Below are 25,691 nucleotides of genomic sequence, written 5' to 3'. Positions count from 1 at the left end.
CGCGCGAAATCGCGGTTGCGGTGGCCGTCGGGTCGGGCCGCGCCCCGCTATTCGTCGTCGGGGGCCGGGCTCTGGGTCGCATCGGGCGCCACGGGCGCCGGCTGCACCGCCGTGCCATCTGCCGCGCCGCCGCGGCACACATAGACCGCACCGCCGACGGCGACCACGCTGACCCCCGCGGCGGCCAGAACCGCGGGCGTCGACAACGCGGCCAATGCTGTGCTGCCGGCCGTGCCAAGGCTGGCGGTGACCGAGGACGCGCTGCCCGACAGGATCATGGCACCGGATCCGTGCCTGATCGCGCTGATCCCGGCTTCGCGGGCGTTTGCCGCGACAGACCCCGCGATGGAGGCGGCCACGTCACGTCCTTCCTGCTTGGTGGTGTTGACCCGTTCGCAGAATGTCTTTTTGCACAGGCCCTGGAAATTCCGGTCGCCGGGGATGAGGAAATAGCCGTTTTCGTCACTCCGGGTCAGGCAATAGCCGTCGATGTCCGCGTCGGGGACGGTTGTGGCCAGATAATCGAACAGCACGCCGCTGTCGCAAGGCTCCGGCGCGCCCCAGGCACGGTTCCAGGTACGGGTGGGCCAGTTCAGCAGCTTTTCGCGGGTCTTCACATCTTCCGCGAAGGTGGCGAAATTATCCGCCTCGATCACCACGTCGCCGCCGTTGACCGCGGCGCGGCACTGCGCGGCATCGGCGGTGGTGGCGATGGTCAGGCCGACACTGCAGATGGCGCAGCGCGCTGCGGCTTGCAGGGACGATTGAAACATCATGGGGCGACTCGCGGATTGTGGTGAAATCATGCTGCTGATCTAGCGTGATTCACAGGGGAGCGCGCGTATGTCTTTGGCCATCGGTGGGCGTCCGCCGATACGAAAAACGCCCCGGCGGATGCACCGGGGCGTTGGATGTGTTCACGTCGAAGCGGAGATCAGCTGTCGCTGCGATCCTTGAAGCTCAACTCGATGAAGGTTGGCGTGTGATCGCCAAGGCCCACGACCTTGTTGCCGCCCCGTTCGGAGGCGTTGCCGCGATCATTGCGGCTGCGGTCCCTGCCGCCGCGTCCGCCCCTGTCATTGCGGCCCGAGGATTGCTTTTGCGTGTCCTGCGCGTCGGCTTCCTGGCGGTCGTCCTTGGGCTGGTCGTTCTTGGGCTGGTTGGGCTTGGGCTGGTTGGGCTTGGGCTGATCGGGCTTGGGGGGGCGACCCGCCTGATGCTCGGGCTCCGGGCGTGCGTCGGGCTTGGCGGCCTCAGCAACTTCGGGCGCGTTGGGCTTGGGGGCATCTGCCGCTTGTTCCTGCGGCTTGGGCGCGTCGTCCTTCTTGCGGCTCCGCGACCGGCTGCGCTTGGGCTTTTCGCCCTCGTCGCGCGCGGGCGCTGCCTTGGGGGCGTCGGCCTGTTGCGCATCCGCCGGGGTGGCATCACCGCCCAGCGGGCTGTCGAGCCGTGGGATTTCGCGCTGCACCAGGTGTTCGACATCCGCAAGGTTGCGTTCGTCGCGCGGCACACAGATCATGATCGCGGTGCCATCGCGCCCGGCGCGTCCGGTGCGGCCGATGCGGTGCACGTAATCCTCGGCGTGGCTGGGCACGTCGAAGTTGAACACGTGGCTGACGCTGGGCACATCGAGCCCGCGCGCGGCCACGTCGGAGGCCACCAAGAACCGAAGGGTGCCATCGCGGAAGCCGTCCAGCGTTCTTGTCCGCTGACTCTGGTCAAGATCGCCGTGGATGGGGGCCGCGTCGTAGCCGTATTTCTTGAGCGACTTGGCAACGGTATCCACGTCCATCTTGCGGTTGCAGAAAATGATCGCGTTGGTGCATTTGTCGCCTTCGCGGTCGATCAGCGCACGCAGCAGCTTTCGCTTTTCGGTCGCTTCGCGGTCCTTGCGCGAGGCTTTGAACATCACCACGCCCTGCTTGATGTTCTCGCCCGTAGTGGCCTGACGGGCGACCTCGATACGCGCGGGCGCGCTTAGGAACGTGTTGGTGATCCGTTCGATTTCCGGCGCCATGGTGGCCGAAAAGAACAGCGTCTGGCGGGTGAAGGGCGTCATCTGGAAGATACGCTCGATATCGGGGATGAACCCCATGTCGAGCATCCGGTCCGCTTCGTCGACCACCATGATCTTCACGTCCGACAAGATCAGCTTGCCGCGTTCGAAATGGTCGATCAGACGGCCGGGCGTCGCGATCAGGACATCGACGCCCTTGTCGATCAGCTTGTCCTGTTCCTTGAACGACACACCGCCGATGAGCAGCGCCTTGGTCAGCTTGAGGTGCTTGGTGTAGGTGTCGAAGTTTTCGGCCACCTGTGCGGCCAGCTCCCGCGTAGGGCACAGCACAAGGCTGCGTGGCATCCGGGCGCGGGCGCGGCCCCTGGCCAGGGCGGTGATCATCGGCAGCACGAAGCTGGCGGTCTTGCCCGTGCCGGTCTGGGCGATGCCCAGCACGTCGCGCCCCTCGAGGGCGGGGGGAATGGCCCCGGCCTGAATGGGGGTGGGCGTTTCGTACCCGGCTTCTTCGATCGCCTTGAGTACCTTGGGATTCAGGTTCAGTTCAGAGAATTTGGTCATGTGTGTCCGATTATAGCGGACGCTTGTTGGCCCGCGGCAGCAGTCCATGTCGGCCCGCATGGCCCAAGCGGCGGTCCCAGGGACCGCGACATGATGCGCCCCCATAGCAAAGTGCACAGGCAGCGTCAAACGGATGTGGTATCAGGCGGTTGCGGCGGGAAAGTGGCGTGCCCGTTTTGCATCCAAATCCAGCACGACCTGTCGCAACAATCCCCGGTGGGACAGCCGGTCGCGCAACTGCGGCGTATCGGCGCAGACCTCGTCGTAGAATGCGCGAAGCCCCGTCTCGCCGGCTTCGGCCTCGATGCCCCGGAACAGCTCATGAAGCGTGCGCCCCCCCGTTTCGCGCGCCCGCGCCGGGGCCAGTTCGGCCCGGTAGGAGCCCTGCCGCAAGCGGTAGCGGTAGGATGCGATCCAGTCGGGCCAGGATCTGGCGTGCATGTGGGCCAGGTCGATCCGCGGCAGTTCGACCTGGCCGGGGTTCATCGCCTCGCCTTGAAAGGCATTGTGGATCCGGATGCTGATATCCTCCATCCCGGTGCGCACGAACAGTTTTCCCGCGACATGGCTCAGAAACCCGCCCTTGAGATAGGCGCCGTAGACCGGATAGAGCGCCTGAACGATGTCGTCGCGCGCGGGCGTATTCGGGATGAACCCCTTGAACACGGTGCCGTCGCCCGCCAGCGCTTCGATCGGGCGCGTACGGGCGGTGCGCACCTCCGCCGGCAGATCGTCCAGGATGGCATCGACCGGGGTGTCGGAGACGAGGAATTCGTCCGCATCCATGTGAATGAGCCAGTCGACCTCGGCCTTGCGGTTGTAGGCATGGGTGGCGTTGACGCTTTGGCGCACCTGATGCTTGGCGGGGCGCCCGCCGCGTTTGGCCCACCACGCCGCGTCGCAGGTGGTGACGCGGACCTTGGGGTGTGCTTTCAGCGCGGCGTAGGCCTGCGGATTGGCGTCGTCGAGAAAGATGTAGAGCCGGTGTGCCCCGGCGTCGATGTGGTAGGCGGCAAAACGCAGGATCTCCTCGGCGGGCGCGAGGATGGTGGCGCTCAGCCCCCAGCGGATCACACCATCATTTCCTTGGTCGCGGTCAGGCGGATCTCGGGATAATCGCGGTCCACCCGGTCGATATCCCATTGCAGGCGCGTCAGGTAAACGATGTCGCCGTCATGATCGTGCGCGATGTGTTGCTTGTTGGAATTCATAAATCTGTCAACGGCTTGCCGGTCGCCGTTCACCCAGCGGGCAGAGGTGAACTGCGACGCCTCGAACCGCACGGGCAGGCCGTATTCCAATTCGATACGCGACGCCAGAACCTCGAACTGCAACTGCCCCACGACGCCCACGACAAAGCCCGACCCGATGGAGGGCTTGAACACCTTGGCCGCGCCTTCCTCGGCGAATTGCATCAGCGCCTTTTCAAGGTGCTTGGATTTCATCGGATCGCCCGCCCGCACCCCTTGCAGCAATTCCGGCGCAAAGGACGGGATGCCGGTCACGCGAATCGCCTCGCCTTCGGTCAGGGTGTCGCCGATGCGCAATTGTCCGTGGTTGGGAATGCCGATGATGTCGCCGGCCCAGGCTTCCTCGGCCAGTTCGCGGTCGGAGGCGAGGAACATCACCGGGTTGGTGATGCTCATGGGTTTTTTCGACCGCACATGCGTCAGCTTCATGCCGCGCTGAAAATGGCCCGAGGCGAGGCGGACAAAGGCGACCCGGTCGCGGTGCTTGGGGTCCATGTTGGCCTGCACCTTGAAGACAAAGCCGGACACCTTTGTTTCCTCGGGCAGAATCTGGCGCGGCTCGGCCGATTGAATCTGTGGCTCGGGCCCGAATTTGGCGATGCCTTCCATCAGCTCCTTGACCCCGAACGAGTTGATGGCCGAGCCGAACCAGATCGGCGTCAACGATCCTTCGGCCATCAGCGCGGCGTCGAGGGGCGGCATGAGTTCGCGCACCATTTCGAGGTCTTCGCGCAGCTTGTCGAGCAGGGCTGCGGGCACGTGCTCGGCCAGCTTGGGATCGTCGAGGCCGTCGATCTCGATCGAGGCCGCCACCTTGTTGCGGTCCGCGCGGTCCATCAGCTCCAGCCGGTCGCGCAGGATGTCGTAGCAGCCGACGAAATCGCGGCCCACGCCGATGGGCCAGCTGGCCGGTGTCACGTCGATGGCCAGGTTCTGCTGGATTTCGTCGATGATCTCGAACACGTCGCGGCTTTCGCGGTCCATCTTGTTGCAAAAGGTCAGGATCGGCAGGTCGCGCATCCGGCAGACCTCGAACAGTTTTTGGGTCTGGCTTTCCACGCCCTTGGCGCCGTCGATCACCATCACCGCGGCATCCACCGCCGTCAGCGTGCGGTAGGTGTCTTCGGAAAAGTCGGAGTGGCCGGGCGTGTCCACCAGGTTGAAGCGGAACGTCTTGTAATCGAACGACATTGCCGAGGCCGAGACCGAAATGCCGCGATCCTTTTCCATCGCCATGAAATCCGACCGCGTGCGCCGTGCCTCGCCCTTGGCGCGCACCTGTCCGGCCATCTGGATGGCGCCCCCGAACAGGAGGAATTTTTCCGTCAGCGTGGTCTTGCCCGCGTCCGGGTGACTGATGATCGCAAAGGTCCTGCGACGGGCAATCTCGGGGGGCAATGCGGGGCGGTTTGGGGCGGTGTCTAGCATGTTTGGCATATATCCACGCAGACCTTCGGGCGCAAGCCGCGCCAGGCTGCGGCTTTTGCGACTCGCGGGTTTGGGGTAGGATGGAACAGAGGGTGAACAACCTATGAGGGAATGTTGATGGATATCAAACAGATCGCAGACGCGTTGGTCGAAGGGTGCCGCGAAGGCCGCGCCAAGGAAAACCTGGACCATCTTTATGCGCCGGACGCCGTATCGGTCGAGGCGCAGGACATGCAGGGTCAGGGCCGCGAGACCAAGGGATTGGAAGCCATCAAGGGCAAACACGATTGGTGGGACAGCGCGATGGAGGTCACGGGCAGCAGCGTCAGCGACCCGATGCTGCACGGCGACGACCGGTTCGCCATCATCTTCGAGGCGCAGGGCACCGAAAAAGCCAGCGGCAGGGCGTTCGACATGAAAGAAGTCGGCGTGTACCACGTCCGCGACGGCAAGATCGTGCGCGAGGAGTTCTTTTACTGATCCGGCGCTAGCGCGACGAGGCCCGGCGCAGCAGTTCGGCGGCGTCGGGCCGGTCCAGCAGACGTTTTTGCACGTCCAGCCCCGCATGCGGCAGATCCGAGTGACCGGGAATCACATCGCCAAGCGCCCGCGACATGGTGTCGGGCAGAACGGATTTCGTGCGCGTGTCGATCAGCATGGATTCCGCGGCGATGCCTTCGGCATAGATCATCTGGTGCCCGTCGAACAAAAGCTGGAAATAGTCGACGAAGCCGCCGTCCTGCACGGTGACGGAAGAGCCGTTCACCAGATGCCGCGCCTTGACCAGCAGTTCGGACCGGCCCGCGCCAAGGCGGTCCTGCCGTTGATAGATGAACAGGCGGTGGTCGGGGCTGACGATCAGGTCGCGGTCATTGTTGAGCGTGCCCGCGCGGATGCGGATCGGGGCAAATTCGCCCACCGCGCGCACGGTCGACTGACCGATCCAGCGCAGGTGCTGAACGCCGTCGTCACGGGTCAGGATCCGGTCCCCCGGTGTCAGATCCTCGATCCGGCGCTGTTCGCCCGAGCCCAGCGTGATGTGCGTGCCGCGGGTAAACGAGACGCAGGCGACCTGCCCGAAGGTGCGCCGCGCGCCCTCGGTATCGATGCCCACAAGCCGGTATTCGATGCGCGGGTAGAGCGGCACGAGCGGCAGCAGATAGACCTGCAGCACATCACCCTGCGCATCGACTTCGACCAGCACCAGCGCATCGGACACCTGTCCATCGGTGGGCATCAGCGTAATCGCGCAATCCAGATGCACGATGGCGCCCGGATGCCCGGTTTCGGTGTCCGGAGCCACGTTGAACGCGCCGTCGCTGCGGGCCTGGATCGACAGGCGCCTGGGGGAGGCGCCGGGCGCGAGCGTGTAGATGTCGTCAAGAACCAACTCCGATGCGAAGCCGAGCGGATCGCCCATGTTCGCGCCGAAAAGCGCCGTCACGTCTGCCGCGGAATAGACCGGCACGCTTTGCGCGGGTGCCGGTCGATGGGAACGGGGATGTGACATGCTGGTGGCCTGACCTTGGAAACGAGAGAACGAACACTGGTAATTTACGGTAAGACTGTGGCGATTTGCGGTCAATCATCGGGTGTTTTGCTGGCAAATCCATCGCGCCGGATGCTAAGCCTTGGCACGACGCATAAAGGGAGACGTGGCGATGGATCTGGGGATCAAGGGAAAACGGGCGCTGCTGTGCGCCTCATCCAAGGGGCTGGGCCTTGGCTGTGCGGAGGCATTGGCGGCGGCGGGTGTCGATCTGGTGATGAATGCCCGCGGAGCAGAGGCGCTGGACGCTTCGGCACAGGCCATTCGCGACGCGCATGGCGTCGAGGTCACGACCGTCGCCGCCGACATCACAACGCCCGAGGGGCGGCAATTGGTGCTGGAGGCCGCGGGCGCGGTCGATATTCTGGTCAACAACGCCGGCGGCCCGCCGCCCGGAATGTGGCACGATTGGGAGCGCGAGGATTTCATCAAGGCGCTGGATGCAAACATGCTGACGCCGATCGCGCTGATCAAGGCGCTGGTGCCGGGGATGATGGACCGCGGCTGGGGCCGTGTGGTCAACATCACCTCGCAATCGGTCAAGGCCCCGATCGGGGTTCTGGGGCTCAGCAATTCGGCGCGCGCCGGGCTGACCGGCTATGTCGCGGGCACCAGCCGCCAGGTGGCGGGCAAGGGGGTCACGATCAACAACCTGCTGCCCGGAATTCACGCGACCGACCGCGCCGATGCGTTGGATGGCGGGGTGGTCAAGGCCAAGGGCATCACGCTGGAGCAGGCCCGCGCCGACCGTGCGGCCACGATCCCTGCCGGGCGGTATGGCACGCGCGAAGAATTCGGCGCCGCCTGCGCGTTCCTGTGCTCTGTCCATGCGGGGTTCATCGTCGGGCAGAACCTTCTGCTCGACGGTGGGGCCACGAATATGACGATCTAGGCCGTGGCAGGGGGGTATTCGCTCAAGACCCGGCTGTTCAACGCACAAAGCGTGGCGCAGTTGGCAGGGGAATATGCCGCCGTCCTGCCCAGGTTCGACGCGGCGGCGTTTCAGCGCAGGGCATTGGCGGGGCTGGACGAACGGTCCTTGCTGGCGTGCATCGATTGGCTTGCCGACTGTCTTGAGCCTTATCTGGCGCGCGATTTCCCCACGATGGCCGATCAGCTTGAGGCGGCGATGCCACCCATGCTCGACCCTGCGCGCACGGATGACGATTTCGGACAGTTCATTCACGCGGTTCCCGGCGTTCTGGCGGTGCGCTACGGATTGGACGGCCATTGCGCGCGCGCGCTCGACCTGATCCATGCCGCGACCAAGCGCTTTTCGATGGAATTTTATATCCGGCCGTTCCTGCAACACTGTCCCCGGCAGAGTTTCGCCCGGCTGGCCTGCTGGGCCGAGGATGACAACTATCACGTCCGCCGCCTGGTCAGCGAAGGCACGCGTCCGCGGTTGCCATGGGCCGCGGCGCTTGATCTTGCGCCCGGGCAGACGCTGCCGCTGCTGGACAGGCTGCATGCCGATCGGTCGCGCGCGGTCACACGGTCGGTCGCCAACCATCTGAACGATATTTCGAAAACCCGGCCTGATCTTGTTCTGGCACGGCTTGCGCAGTGGCGCGAGCGGGCGGTGCAGGACGCGGACGAGCTGGGCTGGATCGAACGCCATGCGCTTCGCACGCTGATCCGGCGAGGCGACCGGGCGGCGCTGGCGTATCTGGGCTTTCGCCGCGACGCAAAGCTCGCGGTGACGCTTGCGCTGCGCACGCCTCGGGTCGTGATCGGCGAGATGCTGGACTTCGAGGTCCGGATCGACGCGCCCGACCGGACCCCGGTTCTGGTGGATTACCGCATCGGCTTTCACCGGCCCGGCAAGGGGCCGGTGCAAAAGGTGTTCAAGCTGCGGCAAGGCAGTGCGGGGCCCGGCGCCCCCCTGATCGTGACCAAACGCCACCGGATGCGCGGCGATGCGACCACGTTCCGCCTGCACCCCGGTCCGCCTGCACCCCGGTCCGCATTGCCTGACGCTGCAGGTCAACGGCGCGGACCGGGCGACAGCCACCTTCGATGTGCAGGCTGCGGACACCGCGCCGCACCGCTAGCGCGCATCACATTGTCGTAAGACATGCGCATTGGATATGGCGGGGGCGAAGAGGGGCGGGTAGCGTCCCGCGACATCGGCCACAGCCAAAGGACCCATTGCGCATGACCCCAACGATCCTGATCGGCCTTTTCGGCGCCATCATCCTGGCCAGTCTGCTGGCCGCCCCGCGCCGCGCGACGATCGATGGTTTCTTTGGCGGGCGCGGCTTGGCCGGGCGCGCGCCGGGCCTGTGGATGCTGGTCCTGAGCCAGGTGACGACGTGGATTTTCGCCCGATCGCTGATGAACGCGGCGATCCTGGGCTATTACTACGGTATCGCGGGCACATTGGCCTACGCGGCCTATTACGGGTCGTTCCTGACCGGCGGTTTCATCGTCGGTCGCCTGCGCCAAGGCGGAGCGATGTCAGTGCAGGATTGGCTCGGTGCGCGCTTTGGCGGGGTCGGGACGGGATGCTACAACCTGGTGATCGCGCTGCGGCTCTTGTCGGAGGTCTTCGCCAACCTTCTGGTGGTGGGGCTGATCTTTAACGCCGTGCTGGCAGGCAGCGGCACGACGGCAATCGTGGTCGTGGCCCTGCTGGGGCTGGGCTATTCCGCATGGGGCGGGCTGAGTGCCGCGCTGCGCACGGACGTGGTGCAGATGTTGGTGTTTCTGGTGGTTTTCGCAATCGCCTTTGTCGCGCTGGTGGCCAGCCCCGGGTTTTCTCTGGGGGCTGTGATCACCGCGCCGGGGGTGTCGGGGGCCTACAATGGCTGGGTGCTCCTGGTGGTCGCGTTTCTCCAGGTGTTTTCCTATCCCGCGCATGACCCGGTGATGATGGACCGCGGGTTTCTGGCCGATGCCGACACCACGCGCCGGTCGTTCCTGCATGCCTTCTGGATCTCGACGCTGTGTATCGTCGCCTTCGGCTTTTTCGGCATTCACGCCAGCCTGATGGGCGCCACCTACGAAGGTGAACTGATCGGCACATGGGCCGTGATGTTCCCGACCTGGGTCTTCGTGGCGCTGATGGTGTCGCTGCTGGTGTCGGCACTCAGCACGCTGGATTCGGCGCTGGCGTCCTCGGCGCGGCTGGTGGTCGAGGAACTGGGCCTTGCCACGCGGTCGTTGGCGGGCGGGCGGATGGTGATGGTGGCGTTCATGGGGCTGGGGACGTTGCTGACCCTGTGGGGCAATGCCACGCTCTTTGACGCGGTGGCGGTGTCGGGGACGGCGTCGATGTTTCTCACTCCCGTCCTGATCGTGGGGCTGGTGATGGGACGGCGCGTGGCGCTGTGGGCCTATCTGTGCGCCTTCGGTGCGGCGATGGTCGGGGCCTTCGCCTATTTCGCGCGCGGCTGGGCCAGTGTCGCCGCGATCCTGCCGGAGGGGCACAAGTACGAGCAATTGCTGGCGATCTGCCTGGTGGTGCTGGGGCTTGGCTTCGCGGCGGTGCTTGCGGGCGCGCGGAAGGGCTGATAGCCCGTTTCCCGAGTGAATTAATCGGATACCGCAAGAGGGGGCCGCCCGCGTGCAAGACCAGACGCCGCGCCTTGAGATCAAGCATCTGCGCCGCAGCTTCAACGGGCGTGCGGTGGTCGATGACGTCAGCCTGCGCATCATGCCGGGGCAGGTGACCTGCCTGCTGGGGCCGTCGGGCTGCGGCAAGTCCACGACCCTGCGCATGATCGCGGGCGTCGAAATGCAGGACAGCGGCGAGATCTGGGTCGATGGCAGGCTGATTTGCGACACCGTGTTCCGCATCCCGCCGGAGCGGCGCGAAATCGGGCTCATGTTCCAGGACTTTGCGTTGTTTCCGCATCTGAGCGTCGCCGACAACGTTGCCTTCGGCCTCAAGGGCATGAGCCGTGCGGACAAACGCGCGCGCGTCACCGAACTGCTGGAGCGGGTGGACCTGTTGCGGTTCATCGATGGCTATCCGCACCAGTTGTCGGGGGGCGAACAGCAGCGCGTGGCGCTGGCGCGCGCATTGGCCCCGCGGCCGCGGATCATGCTGATGGACGAGCCGTTCTCGGGCCTTGACAACCGCTTGCGCGACGGCATCCGCGACGAGACGCTCAATATCCTCAAGGACGAGGATACCGCTGTTCTGCTGGTCACCCACGAGCCCGACGAGGCGATGCGCATGGCCGATGAGATCGCGCTGATGCGCGACGGCAAGATCGTGCAACAGGGTGCGCCCTACAACGTCTATACCCGCCCCGTGGACCGCGCGGCGGTGGCGTTCTTTTCCGACGCCAACGTGCTGCGCGCCACCGTGACCGGCGCGCTGGCGCAGACCCCTTTTGGCCGGTTCCTGGCGCCCGGCGTGCCCGATGGCACGCAGGTCGATATCGTGTTTCGCCCACAGCATGTCCGGATCGATTTCGACCGGGCCGGCGCGGGGCCCAAACCGACCGCCAGCGATGGCACGGCGGCGCGCGGCGTGGTGCAGCGGGCGCGCTTCATGGGCAACGAAAGCCTTGTGGAGTTCGTCATGGACTATGACGGATCGACGTTGAAGGTGACCGTGCCCAACGTGTTCCTGCCCAAATCGGGAACGGTGATGTGGCTGACCATCCGGCGCGACAAGTGTTTTGTGTTTACCGCCAAGGACCCGCACTGAAACGTGAAGAACGAGGTGTAGCACCATGCGATTGCTGACGGAATTCGGAATGGGAACATCGCTGCGGCGCGGCGACTATACGCAGGCGGCGGTGCGCGCGGTGCGCGATGCGCTGTGGCATAATTCGATCAACCTTGCGGAGCTGTTCGGATTCGACAAGTCCGCGATGCGCATCACCGTCGATCTGGGCGTGCAGGCGCCCGACCAGGTCGATGTCGACGCGGTGCGCGCGGTCTTTCCCTATGGCACGCCGGACATTCGGGTGCATCATGGCGGGCTGGATGTCGCGCGGCCCGACGGCGACGGCGCGCCCACGATCATGTGCAACGCGGCGCTGTCGGTGGCCTTTGACATGGAACGCGACGCGGAGCGGACAGATGGCTGAGCAACGTGTGATCATCGAGATGGGCATGGGCAACGACCTGCACGGCATGGATTACACCAAGGCCGCCGCCCGCGCGATCGAGGATGCGCTGCGCCATTCGTCGCTGCCGCTGTTTGGCGCGCTGGAATTACCGCATGACGCGATGCGCGTGGCCGTGACGGTGGGCGTGCAGGATCCGGATGCGCTGGATCTTGAGGCGTTGCGCGCGGGGCTGCCGCGCGGACGTGCGCAGGTGCGCGGCGTCAAGGGCGGGTTGAACGTGGAAAACCCCGGTGGCGACACCATCGTGATCGCGCAGGCCAGCGTCGAGGCGTTCTTGCCGCCGCAGACGGGCTGGCGGCTGACGGGCTGGCACCCGAAAGAGGTCGATGCCTCCGGCGGGGATATTTCAGAACAAGAGAAGGATTAGGCGGGCGCATCGGCCAGTGTCTTGCCCGGTTCGTCGACGAACAACTCGGGCAGGGCGTCGGCGGTATCGATCAGATCGGTGCGCAGGATGACGAAGCCCTGCTGGGTGTCCGACCATGCGGTCAACGTCCAGATGCGGCCCCAGTGTTCGAGCCTCAGGGGGCGGAGGGTCTGGGTCGTGACGCGGCCCTGCGCGTCGGTGTGAACGACGCGCAGTTTTTGCCGGGCGCGGATGGCGGCGCGGAGCGTTGGCATATGGGAAATCCCGCGGGCCGAGTTGGCAAAAGGCGACAGGGCCGGGGCCCAGGCCGCGCCCTGTGGCACGGTGCGGTCCGGCAGCGCCGCGTCGATTTTGTCGGCCAACCCGAGGGCGGCTGATTTCAGGGCGTCGTCGGTTGCTTCGGACACGATGGCGATTCCCAGTTGCAGGGCTTCGACCTCGGCGAGGGTCAGTGTGAGCGGTGGCAGGCTGATCGCGTCGGAGAGGCGGTAGCCCAGCCCGCGCGTGCCCGTGACCGGCACGCCAGCGGCCACCAACCGGTCGATGTCGCGATACAGCGTTCGCTGCGACACCCCGAGACGGGCGGCAAGATCGCCCGCGCGGTGCAGCGCGCCGTCGCGCAGCGCATCGATCAGCATGAGAAGGCGGTCGGAGCGAGACATTGGCGATCTATGCCATGCGTCGGCCGGTCCGGTCCAGAGAAACTGACAAAAACATGTCAGTTGTGTGAGAGCTGCTGCTCGCCCGAGGCAAAAAACGGGCTGCGCCCTGCAATCCGGGCCTGTCGGGGCTTTAGCATCGGCGCGGCACGGCATATCACACCCTTGGATCATTGGCCGCGCCGCGCGCCGGCCCCTCAGACGCAATTCCAGGAGTTTCATCATGTTGAACAATATCGGCCTTCCCGGCCTTCTGCTGATCGCGGTTGTCGTGCTTGTCCTTTTCGGGCGCGGCAAGATCTCGAGCCTGATGGGCGAGGTCGGCAAGGGCATCACGTCGTTCAAGAAGGGCATCAGCGAAGGTCAGGAAGAGCAGGACGCGAAATCCGTCGATGCGCGCGACGTGACCCCGCCGGAGGGGACGGATATGGGCACGAACCCAAAGACCGACCTCAAGACCGACAAAGACCGGGTGTAATCCACCATGTTCGATCTGGGCTGGACCGAGCTATTGCTCATCGGGATCGTGGCGCTGATCGTGGTGGGCCCCAAGGATCTGCCCGTGCTGTTCCGCACGCTGGGGCAGTTCGTGGGCAAGGCCAAGGGCATGGCGCGCGAATTCAGCCGCGCGATGAACGACGCGGCGGACGAAAGCGGGATGCGTGACGTGGCCTCGGGGCTGAACAAGTCTTTGAAGACCGCGACCAACCCGATCGGAAGCGCGATGGACGGGGTGAAATCCGCGGCCTCGAGCCTGACGGACATCGATCCCGACAGTGCCACCGGCAAGCTCAAGGCGGAACGCGCCGAGCAGGCCAAGAAGATCCAGGCCTCGACCGCGCGGGCGGCGGCAGATCGCAAGGCCCGCGAGGCCCAGGAAGCGTTGGCCAAGGCGGACGAGGCCGAAGCCTCGTTGCGGCGCGACACCGCGCCCGAGCCGGACAAGGCACCGGCAGCTCCCAAGCCCGCACCCAAAACTGTCGCGAAAAAAAAGCCCGCGGCACCGAAAAAGGCGGCCCCGGCCAAAGCAGCAAAGCCCAAAGCGGCCAAGAAGAGTGACACATGAGCCAGTCTGACGAGCTTGACGACAGTGCAGCGCCGCTGATCGAGCATCTTGCGGAGTTGCGCACCCGGCTGATCCGATCGGTGATCGCCTTTCTGATCGGCATGATCATCTGCTTTACCGTCGCCACGCCGATCTTCAACTTTCTCACCGCGCCGCTGTGTCAGGTGCTCAGCGAGCGGGGGCAGGATTGCGATCTGATCTTCATCAGCCCGCAGGAAGGCTTCTTTGTCGCGATCAAGGTGTCGTTGCTGGGTGGTCTGATGCTGTCGTTTCCGGTGATCGCCCACCAGATGTGGCGGTTCGTGGCGCCCGGGCTCTACAAGAACGAAAAGGGGGCGTTCCTGCCGTTCCTGATCAGCTCTCCGCTGATGTTTCTGCTTGGCGCGAGCTTTGCCTTCTATGTCGTCACGCCGCTGGCCTATGACTTCTTTCTGGGGTTTCAGCAATTCGGCAACGACGGGCAGGCGTTGCCTGCCGATCCGGGCGTGCCGTCGGGGCTGAGCGTGGTCTTTCAGGGGTCGGCGCAAGAGTATCTGAACCTGACGATCAAGTTCATCGTGGCCTTCGGGATGTGTTTTCAGTTGCCGGTGCTTCTGACCCTGATGGGCAAGGCCGGGCTGGTCAGCTCCGAAGGCCTGGGCAACGTGCGCAAATACGCGGTCGTGGCGATCCTGGTGCTGGCTGCGCTGGTCACGCCGCCGGACGTCATCACGCAGGTGATTCTGTTCGTGGTGGTCTACGGGCTGTACGAGGTGTCGATTTTCCTCGTGCGCCGGGTCGAGGGCCAGCGTGAGGCCAAGCTGCGTGCCGAGGGGCTTTGGGACGAGGACGAAGATCTGTGATCGACGATCCGATGGACCGTATCGCCGCCGCGTTGGAGCGGATGGCCCCCGCGCCGCTGGGTGCGCCGGAGTTCAGCGCCGCGCCCGCATTCGTGTGGCACGTCGGCCCGGACCGGCTGGAGCCGGTCACATCGGTGTCGCGGGTCGCCCTGGACCTGCTGGTGGGAGTGGACCGGTCGCGCGAGACGCTGCTGGCCAACACGCGCCAGTTCGCCGCCGGGCTGCCCGCCAACAATGCGCTGCTCTGGGGCGCGCGGGGCATGGGAAAATCAAGTCTTGTCAAGGCGGTGCACGGCGCGGTTCATGCAGTGCATGACAGTCTGCGCATCGTCGAGTTGCAGCGCGATGATCTGCCCTCGGTGGGGCGTCTGCTGAACCTGCTGCGGGGTGCGCCTTACCGCTTCATCCTGTTTTGCGACGATCTGAGCTTTGGCCACGACGACGCGCATTACAAAAGCCTGAAGGCGGTCCTGGATGGCGGGATCGAGGGGCGTCCGGAGAACGTGGTGCTTTATGCCACGTCGAACCGTCGCCATTTGATGCCGCGCGACATGATCGAGAACGAGCGCGGTTCGGCGATCAACCCCAGCGAGGCGGTCGAGGAAAAGGTATCGCTGTCGGACCGCTTCGGGCTGTGGCTTGGTTTTCACGCCTGCGATCAGGATCAGTACCTGGCCATGATTCGCGGCTATTGCGATGCTTACGGGATCGCGATCGATGATCGATCCCTTCGGGCCGAGGCGATCGAATGGCAGGCGACGCGCGGGTCGCGGTCCGGTCGTGTCGCATGGCAGTATTTCACCGATCTGGCCGGGCGCAAGGGCGTAGCACTGGGCGTTTAGGCCGCGCGCAGGGCCGACGCTTCGAAGCCGCGCAGGCAGGGGGCCGCCTTGGGTCCATATGCGCCAAGATCCGGCACGATCCGCAGGATTGCATCCCGCGCGTCGGTGTTCACGGTCTGCAGCGTCATGTCGCCCGGATACAGGCTTTCGGACCAAATGCCAGCGGCCTCGACCACGTGATGCGCATCCAGCAGGATATGGCAGTAGGTGACGAAGCCGCCGGGGCGGCGATACACGCCGTCATGGCCCAGCAGATCGACGGCCCGCACCAGCACTTCGGCTTGTCCGAACAACAGCTCGGCGCGCCAGTCGTCCAGCAAGACGGCATGCTGCGGCGAAACCACCAGATCGACGTCGTTGCCAAAGCTGCCCTTGGTGATGACGATGGGGGCCAGATCGCCGATCGCGGGCACACGCGTGGCCCCGGACCAGCGCAGCGGTTGCGCGCCGCCATCCCGCGTCAGCACCAGATCGCCGGCATCGAGCGTCTCCACGGCGCGCGGACCGTAGGGTGTGACGATCATCGTACCCGCGGCAAAGCACACCACGGTGGCGCCCATCGTCGTATGCGGGGTGAAATCGCCGTTGTCGACGATGCCGCTGGTGGTCAGAACCGTGTTTGCGGGGGGCATTCCATCCGGGAAGATCAGGAAATATCCATCTTCGCCCGCGTCCTGAAGGTCGTTGTCGTTGTTCAGGTCGACGTCGATGACGCCGACGCGCCATGTCGTCGTGCCATCGGTGACGGTAAAGGTGTAGTCCCAGATCAGCTGACGCTGGGTGCCGTCGATATCCGCAGTCTGTTCCCAGGCCCCGCCGAAGCGTTCGTTTGGCGAGACCTGTTCGTTGGTGGCGTCGCCGTTGAAGACCGTCGCGCCGTCGTTTTCCTCGACGACGAAATAGGTGTCGGTGCCGGTGTACTGCCAGGTGCTGCCGGGCGCGAAATTGTAATCGATCGGGTTGCCGTTGGCATCCGTCGTCTGCGTTCCGAAGATCGCGTTGGTGTAGCCGTAGTAGACCGCCATGGCCCGTCCAATCGTTCAAGATACATTTGGACTGTTTCTATTTTGGCAACTAGGCGGAGTTTTGGCGAAAGGCTTGGGTTTGAGGCAAATTCGCGGCGAATTGTAGGTATTTCGACCCGCTGAGGCCGCAATCGAGCGCGGCGTTTGCCCCGAAACCCTAAACCCTACTTGAGGTAGGGAACGGGATCGACGCTGTCAAAGCCATTGCGCACCTCGAAATGCACATAGGAATCGGACCCGCCGCGCAGTTTTGCCAACGCCTGACCACGTTGCACGCGATCGCCCTTTTTCACCGAGACGTCCGTGACGTTGGCATAGACGGTCAGCAGGCTGGCGTCGTGGCGCACCACGACGATTGGCACACCGTCCGCGCTTTGGGTGATGGCCGCGACGGTGCCCGCATCGGCGGCCTTGACCGGCGTGCCCGGGGCGGATTGGATGTTGATACCCTCGTTCTTGCCCTTGGCGTATTCGCGTACGATGCTGCCCGTCACCGGATAGACCATACGCGCGCTGCTTGCGCTCGATGTGGTGGCGGCGCCCACGTCGGCGACGGGCGCGGCGGGTTTGGGCGCGGCAACGGGCGCGGGCGGTTCGTTCTTGGGCAGGGGTTTCGTGGCGCTGGGGGGCGTCGGTGTGGGCGATCCGACGCCGGGCGCGGTCACCACCGCGGAGGGTGCGGCGCTGCTGCGCGGGGCCGCCTGGCGCGCCACGGGGATCAAGAGATACTGCCCCTCGCGGATCGAGAATTCCGGGCCCAGCCCATTCCATTCGGCAAGCGATTTGACGGGAACCTGATAGAGCCGCGAAATGGTATAGGCGGTTTCGCCCCGCTCGACCCGGTGGCGGATCGGTTCCGCCGCGGCGGGGGCGTTTGGCGCGGGGGCCTGGGGCGCGGCGGCGGGTGCGGCCGACGCCGGGGGCAGGGCGGCGGTCTGGACCGTCGGGCTTGCCGGGGACCGGTTGATCGCATTGCCGGCCAGTGTCGATATATCGACGCCGCCGGAATTGGCGGCAGATGCGGGCACCGGCGCGGTCGCGCTGGCGACACGGGTGGGCAGGGCCAGCACTTCGCCCTTGCGCAGGGGGGCATTCGACTGGATCCCGTTATAGCGTGCAAGCGCCGCCGCATCCGTGCCGACGCGCGCGGCGATCGTGTTCACCGTGTCATCCTGCCGCGCCACGGCGACCTGGTAATTGGGATAGGTGATGACCCCGCGGCTGTCGGGGGCGGGGCGCTCCGCGGTGCGCACCTGCGATGCCTGGGCGGTCGAAAACCCGCCGTTCAGCCCGCGCAGATCGACATCGAGCGGCTGACCGCAGGCCCCCAGCAGCATCAGCGCGCCGCCGGCCCATGGCAGGGTGCCGCGCCGCCGCGTCTGCGCATGCGCGGATCCATGGGGATGTGTCTCATGGTTCATCTGCTTGTCCTCGATCCTGCGCCCCATGTGATCCGGGGCTTTGTGCGATACCTGTCTTTACGCGTCCTTGCCCAATCCTTCAACAAGAGGGACAAAGCGCACCGGGCGCATTTCGTCATATTCAAGCCCGGTTTCATGCTTTCGCACGCGAATAAGGCTTTGCACGGCGTCCGACTGACCGACCGGCACCACCATGATACCGCCGATCTTGAGTTGGGCCAAGAGGGGGCCGGGCGGGTCTTCGGCGGCGGCCGTCACCAGGATCCGGTCGAACGGCGCCTGATCGGGCAGGCCAAAGCTGCCGTCGCCGGTGATGGCGGTGATATTCGTCAGGTTCAACGCATCGAAGATATCACGGGCTTCGCGCACCAGCCGGGCGTGGCGGTCAACGGTGTAAACCCTGCGCGCCAGCTTGCTGAGGATCGCGGCCTGGTATCCCGACCCGGTGCCGACCTCCAGCACCTTGTCGCGCGCGCTGATCTGCAACGCCTGCGTCATCAGACCCACTACCGAGGGCTGGCTGATCGTCTGGCCGCACGCGATGGGCAGGGGCATGTCTTCGTAGGCGCGCCCGGCAAACAGGCCGCGAATGAACGGCCCGCGGTCGATCTCCTCCATCGCGGAGAGCACGCGGGCATCCGTCACGCCCTTGGAGCGCAGAGCAAACAGGAATTGCATCTTGCGTTCCGCATCGGCGTTCATGAATCGATGCCGCCAAGGTCGCCGATGATGTCATGTGCCGTCAGGTCGGCGCGCATCGGCGTCACCGACACGTAGCCATCGAGGTTGACCGCCGCGTCTGATCCGGGGGCCGTCTGGCGGTGCTGGTCGCCGCCCTTGATCCACAGGAACCGCCGCCCCGAAGGCGCATTGTGCGGCTCTGTCGAAAAGCCGAGACCGGGGCGCAGCCCCTGCGGTGCGACGCGGATGCCCTTGACCCTCGCTGCGCTGACAGGCGGGAAATTCACGTTGAAAAACAGGCGGTAGCCACCGTTTTCAGCGGGCGTATGTTTGAGTATGCGGCGGATCACATCGACGCCGTGACGGGCCGCCGCCTCGAACGGATTGTCCGACAGCGCGTTGTCGGGGCCATAATATTGTGACAGGGCAATCGCGGGAATGCCTTGCAGGGCGGCTTCCATCGCGCCGCCGAGGGTGCCGGAGTACAGCGAGTTCTCAGCCGAGTTGTTGCCCCGGTTGACGCCCGATAGCACCAGGTCCGGCGCGTCGTCGTTCAACACGTCGTGCAGGCCTGCCAGAACGCAGTCGGCGGGCGACCCTTCGGCGGCGAACTGGCGCGGCGCCAGTTCCGAGATCATCATCGGATGCGTATAGCTGATGCAGTGGGCAACGCCGGATTGTTCGAACGCGGGCGCCACTGTCCACACCTCGCCCGAGGGTCCGGCCAGTTCGGTCGCGATCGCATGCAGAACCTTCAGCCCGGGTGCGTTGATACCGTCGTCATTTGTGATGAGAATACGCATGATTGGCCCCTTTTCGCCTTGATAGGCGAGGGTCGGACGCGCGGCAAGGCGGGAATGGCGCAGGTTGCGGCGCGGGCGTCGCGCTGCGTCATGATGGTCTCAGTCGGGGGTCAGACCAAGCTGTGCCACGATGACATCCGCCTGTGCCGTCACCGACGACAGCGCGGCGCGGTCTTCGCCGGGGAAAAACCGGGCGCGCGTGGCGGTCGGCATCGGGTCGGGCGTGACGATATGAACGCGCGGACCGGTCTTTTGCGTTTCGGCCTGCCAGCTCCGGGCCAGTGCGATCTGTGCCGATTTGGTTGCACCGTAGCTGCCGAAGAATTTGTCGCCCGCGCGCGGATCGTCGAAAAACACCGCCTGGCCCGCCGCACCCAGCAAGGGGGCGACAAACGGGATGAGCGTTGCCGTCGCGGCCAGGTTGCAGGCCAGCGATTTCGCGAAATCGCGGCCATCGATATGATCGGCGGGGGCCAGCGGCGCGGCGTGTATGGCGGCATGCACCCAAAGGTCCAGTTGCCCCCAGCGGTCATAGATCCCACGGCACAGCGTTGCCATCGCCGCTTCGGTCGTGATGTCCATGGGCGCAAGCGTCGCGCTGCCGCCCCGCGCCTTGATCCGGTCGTCGAGCTCTTCGAGGGCACCTGTGGTGCGCGCCACCGCGATGATGTGATGCGTGGGTGCAAGCGCTTCGGCGAGGGCGGCGCCAAGGCCGCGCGAGGCACCGGTGATAAGGGCGGTTTTTGTCATGGCGCAGGGTGTGCACCCGGCGGACCGCGGCGTCAAGCGAATGTGGTGCGCGGGGCCCGCGCCTAGCTTTGCGGCATGCGCAGGACCGTATCGCGGCTGCCCTTGCGCAAAGCGATCGCGTCCTCGCCGATGGCCGTCACGGTTGTGTTGCCGAACCGGTCGCCGACCGACACACGCAGGATCTGCCGGGCGTTGACGCGCAATAAAGCGTGCAGATTTCCGTTCTGTCCGAAGATGCCCAAAAGGGCGGTTCGGTCCAGCGAGACAGATTGCGTGGCCAAATTGGCAACGTTGGCGGAGGTCGGCTTCGCCAAGGTAAGCGATGTCATGTCTTGTATCCCGATGCGGGCCCAGATCAGGGCGCGGCATCTTTGTTATGGTTCAGTGCCGCAGTAGCTAACAGAGCGCGCAGCCGGCTGAAACCGGACTGTCGCGCGCGCAGCCCGTCACCCGGCAAATCCCCGCCCGGACAGCAGCGGCGATCTGCCGATGTGCCCCAAAGCGGCGGGCGTTATTCCGCTGCCGGCTTCATTTCAAACCCGGCGTCGATCTGATCGGCGGGTTTGACGGGGTATTCGCCGGAGAAACAGGCATCGCAATATTGCGGCTGGTCCGGGTTGCGGCCTTTCGCCTCGCCGACGGCGCGGTAAAGCCCGTCAAGCGAGATGAACTTGAGCGAATCAACGCCCAGATGATCGCGCATTTCGTCTTCGGACATGGTGGCGGCCAGCAGCTTTTCGCGCTGGGGCGTGTCCACGCCGTAAAAACACGGCCAAGCGGTGGGCGGCGACGCAATGCGGAAATGCACCTCCGCCGCGCCGGCATCAAGGATCATCTCCTTGATCTTGCGGCTGGTGGTGCCGCGCACCACGCTGTCATCGACAAGAATGACGCGCTTTCCCTTGATCAGGGCACGGTTCACGTTGAGCTTGAGCCGCACACCCATGTTGCGGATCTGCTCTGTAGGCTCGATGAAGGTGCGGCCCATGTATTGGTTGCGGATGATGCCCATCGCGTAAGGAATGCCCGATTGCAGGCTGAAGCCGATCGCCGCGGGCGTGCCGCTGTCGGGCACGGGACAGACCAGATCGGCCTCCACCGGCGCTTCCTTGGCCAGTTCGCGGCCGATCGCCTCGCGGGTTTCATAGACGGACCGACCGCCCAGAATGCTATCGGGGCGCGAGAAATACACATGCTCGAAGATGCAAAAGCGCGGCGCCACGCGGCGGAAGGGGAAGTGTGATTCGACCCCCTTGTCGGTGATCACGACCATTTCTCCGGGGGCGATTTCGCGCACGAATTCCGCGCCGATGATATCCAACGCGCAGGTTTCCGAGCTGAGCGCCCATCCGTCGCCGACCCGGCCCAGAACCAGCGGGCGCACGCCCAGGGGGTCGCGCACACCGATGAGTTTGGTGCGGGTCATGGCAACGACCGAAAATGCGCCTTCGACCCGGCGCAGCGCGTCTTCCATGCGTTCGGGGATGTTGCGTTGCAGGCTGCGGGCCATCAGGTGGATGATGCATTCGCTGTCCGACGACGACTGAAAGATCGACCCGCGTTCGATCAGTTCGCGGCGCAGGGCGTTGGCATTGGTGATGTTGCCGTTGTGCGCGATCGCGGCGCCGCCCATCGCGAATTCACCAAAGAAGGGCTGCACATCGCGGATCGCGGTCGGCCCCTTTGTGCCCGAGGTCGAATAGCGCACATGCCCGATGGCCAAGGGACCGGGCAGGGTTTCCATGATCTTTTGCGAGGTAAAGTTGTCGCGGACATAGCCGAATCGTCGGGCGGATTGGAAACCGGCGTCGGCGTCATAGCTGACGATTCCGCCCGCCTCCTGTCCGCGATGTTGCAGGGCATGGAGCCCGAGTGCCACGAAGTTCGAGGCATCGGCGACGCCGATCACGCCGAAAACACCGCATTCCTCGCGCAGTTTGTCATCGTCAAAGGGATGGGCGGGGGGCATCAAGGTGGACAACGGGGGGCTCCGAATCCGAGTTTTGGGACTGGGCCATATGTAGGCGCTGATGCGGCCAGTGTCACGGACCTATCCGAAATTGTCGCATTTCTCCTTGTGGACATTGCCTTTGATGATCGCGATCTATCGCAGCGAAACCGGCAGGGGTTGCGCAGTCACGGGCGCGGGAATGACACGCACCAGCGTTCCGGGCAGCGAAAACCGCACGATCGATCCGCTCCGGTTCACGCCATTCTTGACCGAGATCGTTCCGCCACGCGCCGCGATCAGGCGCCGGACACCAAACAAGCCATAGCCGCTTTCGCTGCGCAATTGCCCCGAGCCGAGAAAGGCCAGCGCGGGATTGTCAAACCCCTTGCCGTCGTCGCGGACCTCGATTTCGATCATGTCGGCGGTGTGGTGCACCAACGCGATCTCAAGCTGAAGGTTGTTGTGACGGGCATGTTTGATCGCATTCTCGACCAGGTTGCGAAGAACGATCTGGAAAGCGGTTTTTTCGCCCTGCATCAGCGCCGAAAACCACGTGATCCGGTGGTGATTGCGCGGGTCCAGCACGTTCGAGATGCTTTGGCACAATGCACCGAAGTCAAACGGCACGACTTCGGCGGCGGAGGATGTGTCGGACTGCGCATGCGACAGAACGTCGGAAATCAACACGGCGGACTTTGTTGCGACATCTTCGAGAAGGTCGATCAGTTCCACTTTGCCGTCGCCCTGGTCAAGGAAATCCTCGCGCAGCATCTCGGCGAGGAACTTTACATTGCGCATCGGCGCTCGCAGGTCGTGGGCCGCCAATGAGACGAACTGCTCCATCTCACCGGTGATGGTGCGGAAACTGGCCTGCATCTCGCGGGCCTGTTGTTCCGCGGTGATATCGATGCTGGTGCCGATCAGTTGAACGACCCGGCCTTGAGCGTCGGTCACCGGTTTGAGGGTGGTGCGCACCCAGCACGGGATACCGCGCAGGGGAAGTTCCAGCTCGTAGGTCGATGTCTTGCCGCTCGCGATCACCTCAAGATGGCGTTGGTAAGCCATTTCACCGAAACGCCCGCCGTAGATTTCCTTGGCCGTACGCCCCAAGATGGTCTCGGCCGTCATCGCGGCGGTTTTCATCGCGTAGTCGTTGAACACGCTGTAGACCGGCGTGCCATCCGCAGTCACGTCCAGCACGAACACCGGCGCGGCGACATGGTTGAGTAGCTCTGTCATCTGATCATGCATCGAAATACCCCTGACTGGTCCGTCAGGCGTAGCGCGGGCAGTCTTAAGACCGGGTTAATTTTCGAACTTCGGGTCAGGCGCGGCAGCGCTTATGCGCCACAATTTCCGACGAGCGTTTCGTAGCGGTTCGTGATCCAGCCCAGTGCCTGCTCCGGTTCGCTGTTTTCGATCCTGTCGGTGAACTGTCCGAACACCTGTGCCGACCGGCTTTCGTCAACCATCGTAAAGGATTGGCCGGTGATCACCGTGTCATAGACGAAGAAGGCGATCGCAACCAGAAGAATGCCGCGCAACACACCGAAGACAAAGCCAATTCCCTGATCCACGCCGCCCAGAACCGACCGTTGGACCAAAGAGGAAAACAGCGGCGTGAACAGCGAGACGACGATCAGCGCCCCCGCAAAGACCAGCGCAAAGGCCCCGATGATCGACAATTCGCAGCTATCGGCGAGGAATTCGCCCACAACGGGAAGTTCGCGGACCAGCGGTTCGACCTGCGGCGCGAACAGGAACGCCAAGACGGCAGCGGCGATCCAGCCGACGATCGCCATCAGTTCGCGCACCAGTCCGCGACCGTAGGCCAGAAGCGCCGACAGCACGATGACCACGGCCACGACGCCGTCAATAATGGTAAAACCTTCCATGGTCATCCTGCCCTTTGTTCGTGGCGCTAGCCTGCGCCAAATACCTCGCCCACGAATCCGGTCAGATCGGCCATGGTCTTGAGGCTGATACCCGATACGCCCACGGATTTGCCACCCGCCGGAGCGATAGCGTTTGTGAAACCAAGTTTTTGCGCTTCTTTCAACCTGTTTTCGGTCTGGTTGGCGGGTCTCAGCGCGCCGGACAGGCTGATTTCGCCAAAAACCACCGTATCGGCCGGCAGGGCCGCGTCCTCGCGGGCGCTGAGCAAGGCGGCGGCGACGGCCAGATCGGCGGCTGGCTCCGAGATTTTCATGCCGCCGGCGACGTTCAGATAAACGTCGAGCCCGGTGAAGGGGATGCCGCAGCGCGCCTCGAGAACCGCAAGGATCATCGCCAGCCGTCCGCCATCCCATCCCACCACGGTCCGCCGGGGTTGGCTGTGGGGCGAGGGGGCGACCAGCGCCTGCAATTCAACCAGCACCGGGCGGGTGCCTTCGACCCCGGCGAACACGACCGATCCGGGGCTGGGCTGCCCGCGCTCGCTCAGAAACAGGGCGGATGGGTTGGTGACCTCGGCCAGACCGGCTCCCGTCATCTCGAAGACGCCGATCTCGTCGGCGGCGCCAAAGCGGTTCTTGACGCTGCGCAGGATGCGGAACTGGTGGCCGCGTTCGCCTTCGAAATACAGCACTGTATCGACCATGTGCTCGACCACGCGCGGCCCGGCGATCTGGCCGTCCTTCGTTACGTGACCCACCAGGATGACGGACACGCCTTTGCGCTTGGCGAAACTGGTCAGCTCGTGGGCGGCGGCGCGCACCTGGCTGACCGACCCCGGCGCGCTTTCGACGTTGTCGGCCCACATCGTCTGGATTGAATCGATGATGGCAAGTTGCGGTCTCTCCGCCTCCAGCGTGGTCAGGATGTCGCGCAGGTTCGTCTCGGCGGCCAGTTTGACGGGCGCATCGGCCAGATCCAGGCGCTGTGCGCGCATCCGCACCTGCGCGCTGGCTTCCTCGCCGGTCACGTAGATGGTTTTCAGACCCGAGCGGGCGAATTGCGCTGCTGCCTGCAACAGCAGGGTCGATTTTCCGATGCCCGGATCGCCGCCCACCAGAATCGCGGAGGAGGGCACCAGCCCGCCGCCCAGGACGCGGTCGAGTTCGGTGATGCCGGAGGTGGTGCGCGGCGGCGGCGCTTCTTGTGCCGCCAGGTCCGTCAGTTGAACGGTCGCCCCGCGTTTGCCGCCCAGCGATTTCGCGGGCCCCTGCGAGATGCCTGCATCCTGCTGGATGGTGTTCCATTCGCCGCAGGCCTCGCAGCGACCGGACCACTTGGTATAGACGGCCCCGCAGGAGGCGCAGGAAAAAGACGGAGATTTTGCCATGCGGCTCTTTTGACCCAGGCGCCGCGCGCCGTCAAAGGGAAACGCCGACGCGCCTTGAACTTGCCCGGACCCCCCTATCTCCGGCGCTGGAATGATCCGGTCGTCC

Annotated in this window: 27 protein-coding genes; 11 read left to right on the top strand and 16 right to left on the bottom strand. The window is 64.8% G+C overall.

Going from position 1 to position 25,691, the window contains the following annotated elements; translation table 11 throughout:
• Window positions 1-47 precede the first annotated feature (47 nt).
• The 4 genes from FDT80_RS04960 to FDT80_RS04945 all read right to left on the bottom strand — a co-directional run bounded on the left by FDT80_RS04960 (window position 48) and on the right by FDT80_RS04945 (window position 5,256).
• A complete protein-coding gene (locus FDT80_RS04960; RefSeq protein WP_138661100.1) occupies window positions 48-776 on the bottom strand; it encodes a hypothetical protein in 729 nt (242 codons plus the stop codon).
• Window positions 777-934: 158 nt separating this feature from the next.
• The gene (locus FDT80_RS04955; RefSeq protein ID WP_138661099.1) at window positions 935-2,578 is read right to left on the bottom strand and encodes a DEAD/DEAH box helicase; all 1,644 of its coding nucleotides are present in this window, start codon (window positions 2,576-2,578) and stop codon (window positions 935-937) included.
• 141 nt (window positions 2,579-2,719) lie between these two features.
• A complete protein-coding gene (locus FDT80_RS04950; RefSeq protein ID WP_246039865.1) occupies window positions 2,720-3,652 on the bottom strand; it encodes a glycosyltransferase family 2 protein in 933 nt (310 codons plus the stop codon).
• Window positions 3,649-5,256 (bottom strand): peptide chain release factor 3, encoded by a 1,608-nt coding sequence (locus tag FDT80_RS04945; RefSeq protein ID WP_138661097.1) that lies wholly within the window; start codon window positions 5,254-5,256, stop codon window positions 3,649-3,651. Before FDT80_RS04945 ends, FDT80_RS04950 begins: the two co-directional genes overlap by 4 nt.
• A 117-nt stretch (window positions 5,257-5,373) precedes the next feature.
• Between FDT80_RS04945 and FDT80_RS04940 the strand changes: the two genes are divergently transcribed.
• Entirely contained in the window at window positions 5,374-5,736 is a 363-nt protein-coding gene (locus FDT80_RS04940) for a nuclear transport factor 2 family protein (protein ID WP_138661096.1), read from the top strand.
• A 7-nt stretch (window positions 5,737-5,743) separates the two neighbouring features.
• Here the strand turns inward: FDT80_RS04940 and FDT80_RS04935 are convergent, their stop codons facing one another.
• Window positions 5,744-6,766, bottom strand: a complete 1,023-nt coding sequence (locus tag FDT80_RS04935) for a Hint domain-containing protein (RefSeq protein WP_138661095.1) — start codon at window positions 6,764-6,766, stop codon at window positions 5,744-5,746.
• 151 nt (window positions 6,767-6,917) lie between these two features.
• Here FDT80_RS04935 and FDT80_RS04930 point away from each other — a divergent pair, with 151 nt between their 5' ends.
• From FDT80_RS04930 to FDT80_RS04905, 6 genes are all read left to right on the top strand, one after another.
• Window positions 6,918-7,697, top strand: coding sequence for an SDR family oxidoreductase (locus FDT80_RS04930; RefSeq protein WP_138661787.1), 780 nt, complete (start codon window positions 6,918-6,920; stop codon window positions 7,695-7,697).
• 3 nt (window positions 7,698-7,700) lie between these two features.
• Window positions 7,701-8,879 (top strand): hypothetical protein, encoded by a 1,179-nt coding sequence (locus FDT80_RS04925; RefSeq protein ID WP_246039864.1) that lies wholly within the window; start codon window positions 7,701-7,703, stop codon window positions 8,877-8,879.
• An 83-nt stretch (window positions 8,880-8,962) separates the two neighbouring features.
• Entirely contained in the window at window positions 8,963-10,321 is a 1,359-nt protein-coding gene (locus FDT80_RS04920) for an SLC5/6 family protein (RefSeq protein ID WP_138661094.1), read from the top strand.
• Window positions 10,322-10,373: 52 nt separating this feature from the next.
• Complete coding sequence (locus tag FDT80_RS04915) at window positions 10,374-11,468, top strand: ABC transporter ATP-binding protein (protein WP_138661093.1); 1,095 nt, start codon at window positions 10,374-10,376, stop codon at window positions 11,466-11,468.
• 25 nt (window positions 11,469-11,493) lie between these two features.
• A complete protein-coding gene (locus tag FDT80_RS04910; RefSeq protein WP_138661092.1) occupies window positions 11,494-11,853 on the top strand; it encodes a Lin0512 family protein in 360 nt (119 codons plus the stop codon).
• Window positions 11,846-12,262, top strand: a complete 417-nt coding sequence (locus tag FDT80_RS04905) for a Lin0512 family protein (protein ID WP_138661091.1) — start codon at window positions 11,846-11,848, stop codon at window positions 12,260-12,262. The genes FDT80_RS04910 and FDT80_RS04905 overlap by 8 nt, the downstream gene beginning before the upstream one ends.
• Here FDT80_RS04905 and FDT80_RS04900 read toward each other — a convergent pair.
• Window positions 12,259-12,924 carry a helix-turn-helix transcriptional regulator gene (locus FDT80_RS04900; RefSeq protein ID WP_138661090.1) on the bottom strand — a complete coding sequence of 222 codons (666 nt, stop codon included), beginning with the start codon at window positions 12,922-12,924 and terminating at the stop codon, window positions 12,259-12,261. The genes FDT80_RS04905 and FDT80_RS04900 overlap by 4 nt on opposite strands.
• Before the next feature lie 220 nt (window positions 12,925-13,144).
• Between FDT80_RS04900 and FDT80_RS04895 the strand changes: the two genes are divergently transcribed.
• The 4 genes from FDT80_RS04895 to FDT80_RS04880 are packed head-to-tail and all read left to right on the top strand — an operon-like array spanning window position 13,145 to window position 15,671.
• Window positions 13,145-13,399 carry a twin-arginine translocase TatA/TatE family subunit gene (locus FDT80_RS04895; protein ID WP_138661089.1) on the top strand — a complete coding sequence of 85 codons (255 nt, stop codon included), beginning with the start codon at window positions 13,145-13,147 and terminating at the stop codon, window positions 13,397-13,399.
• A 6-nt stretch (window positions 13,400-13,405) separates the two neighbouring features.
• Window positions 13,406-13,987: a Sec-independent protein translocase protein TatB gene (gene tatB, locus FDT80_RS04890; RefSeq protein ID WP_138661088.1), complete on the top strand. Its 582-nt coding sequence runs from the start codon at window positions 13,406-13,408 to the stop codon at window positions 13,985-13,987.
• Window positions 13,984-14,829 carry a twin-arginine translocase subunit TatC gene (gene tatC, locus FDT80_RS04885; protein WP_138661087.1) on the top strand — a complete coding sequence of 282 codons (846 nt, stop codon included), beginning with the start codon at window positions 13,984-13,986 and terminating at the stop codon, window positions 14,827-14,829. Before tatB ends, tatC begins: the two co-directional genes overlap by 4 nt.
• A complete protein-coding gene (locus FDT80_RS04880) occupies window positions 14,826-15,671 on the top strand; it encodes an ATP-binding protein (protein ID WP_138661086.1) in 846 nt (281 codons plus the stop codon). The genes tatC and FDT80_RS04880 overlap by 4 nt, the downstream gene beginning before the upstream one ends.
• Here the strand turns inward: FDT80_RS04880 and FDT80_RS04875 are convergent.
• From FDT80_RS04875 to radA, 10 genes are all read right to left on the bottom strand, one after another.
• Window positions 15,668-16,696, bottom strand: coding sequence for a Hint domain-containing protein (locus FDT80_RS04875; protein WP_138661085.1), 1,029 nt, complete (start codon window positions 16,694-16,696; stop codon window positions 15,668-15,670). The two genes, FDT80_RS04880 and FDT80_RS04875, sit on opposite strands and share 4 nt — an antisense overlap.
• Window positions 16,697-16,860: 164 nt before the next feature.
• Window positions 16,861-18,117 carry a peptidoglycan DD-metalloendopeptidase family protein gene (locus FDT80_RS04870; RefSeq protein WP_138661084.1) on the bottom strand — a complete coding sequence of 419 codons (1,257 nt, stop codon included), beginning with the start codon at window positions 18,115-18,117 and terminating at the stop codon, window positions 16,861-16,863.
• Window positions 18,118-18,174: 57 nt separating this feature from the next.
• Entirely contained in the window at window positions 18,175-18,819 is a 645-nt protein-coding gene (locus tag FDT80_RS04865; protein ID WP_138661083.1) for a protein-L-isoaspartate(D-aspartate) O-methyltransferase, read from the bottom strand.
• A complete protein-coding gene (gene surE, locus FDT80_RS04860; protein WP_138661082.1) occupies window positions 18,816-19,601 on the bottom strand; it encodes a 5'/3'-nucleotidase SurE in 786 nt (261 codons plus the stop codon). Before surE ends, FDT80_RS04865 begins: the two co-directional genes overlap by 4 nt.
• A gap of 99 nt (window positions 19,602-19,700) precedes the next feature.
• Complete coding sequence (locus tag FDT80_RS04855) at window positions 19,701-20,351, bottom strand: SDR family NAD(P)-dependent oxidoreductase (RefSeq protein WP_138661081.1); 651 nt, start codon at window positions 20,349-20,351, stop codon at window positions 19,701-19,703.
• Window positions 20,352-20,413: 62 nt separating this feature from the next.
• Entirely contained in the window at window positions 20,414-20,680 is a 267-nt protein-coding gene (locus FDT80_RS04850; protein WP_138661080.1) for a pilus assembly protein PilP, read from the bottom strand.
• Window positions 20,681-20,862: 182 nt separating this feature from the next.
• The gene (purF, locus tag FDT80_RS04845) at window positions 20,863-22,320 is read right to left on the bottom strand and encodes an amidophosphoribosyltransferase (protein WP_138661079.1); all 1,458 of its coding nucleotides are present in this window, start codon (window positions 22,318-22,320) and stop codon (window positions 20,863-20,865) included.
• A 135-nt stretch (window positions 22,321-22,455) separates the two neighbouring features.
• Entirely contained in the window at window positions 22,456-23,541 is a 1,086-nt protein-coding gene (locus FDT80_RS04840) for a PAS domain-containing sensor histidine kinase (RefSeq protein WP_170311787.1), read from the bottom strand.
• Between the two features lie 101 nt (window positions 23,542-23,642).
• The gene (locus tag FDT80_RS04835; RefSeq protein WP_138661077.1) at window positions 23,643-24,197 is read right to left on the bottom strand and encodes a CvpA family protein; all 555 of its coding nucleotides are present in this window, start codon (window positions 24,195-24,197) and stop codon (window positions 23,643-23,645) included.
• Between the two features lie 26 nt (window positions 24,198-24,223).
• Entirely contained in the window at window positions 24,224-25,585 is a 1,362-nt protein-coding gene (gene radA, locus FDT80_RS04830) for a DNA repair protein RadA (protein ID WP_138661076.1), read from the bottom strand.
• Between the last annotated feature and the right edge of the window lie 106 nt (window positions 25,586-25,691).

The organism is Sulfitobacter sabulilitoris, from assembly GCF_005887615.1.
In the GTDB taxonomy this organism is placed as follows: domain Bacteria; phylum Pseudomonadota; class Alphaproteobacteria; order Rhodobacterales; family Rhodobacteraceae; genus Sulfitobacter_E; species Sulfitobacter_E sabulilitoris.
Note: the sequence above shows the minus strand (reverse complement) of the source record. Positions and strands in the feature narration are given on the sequence as shown.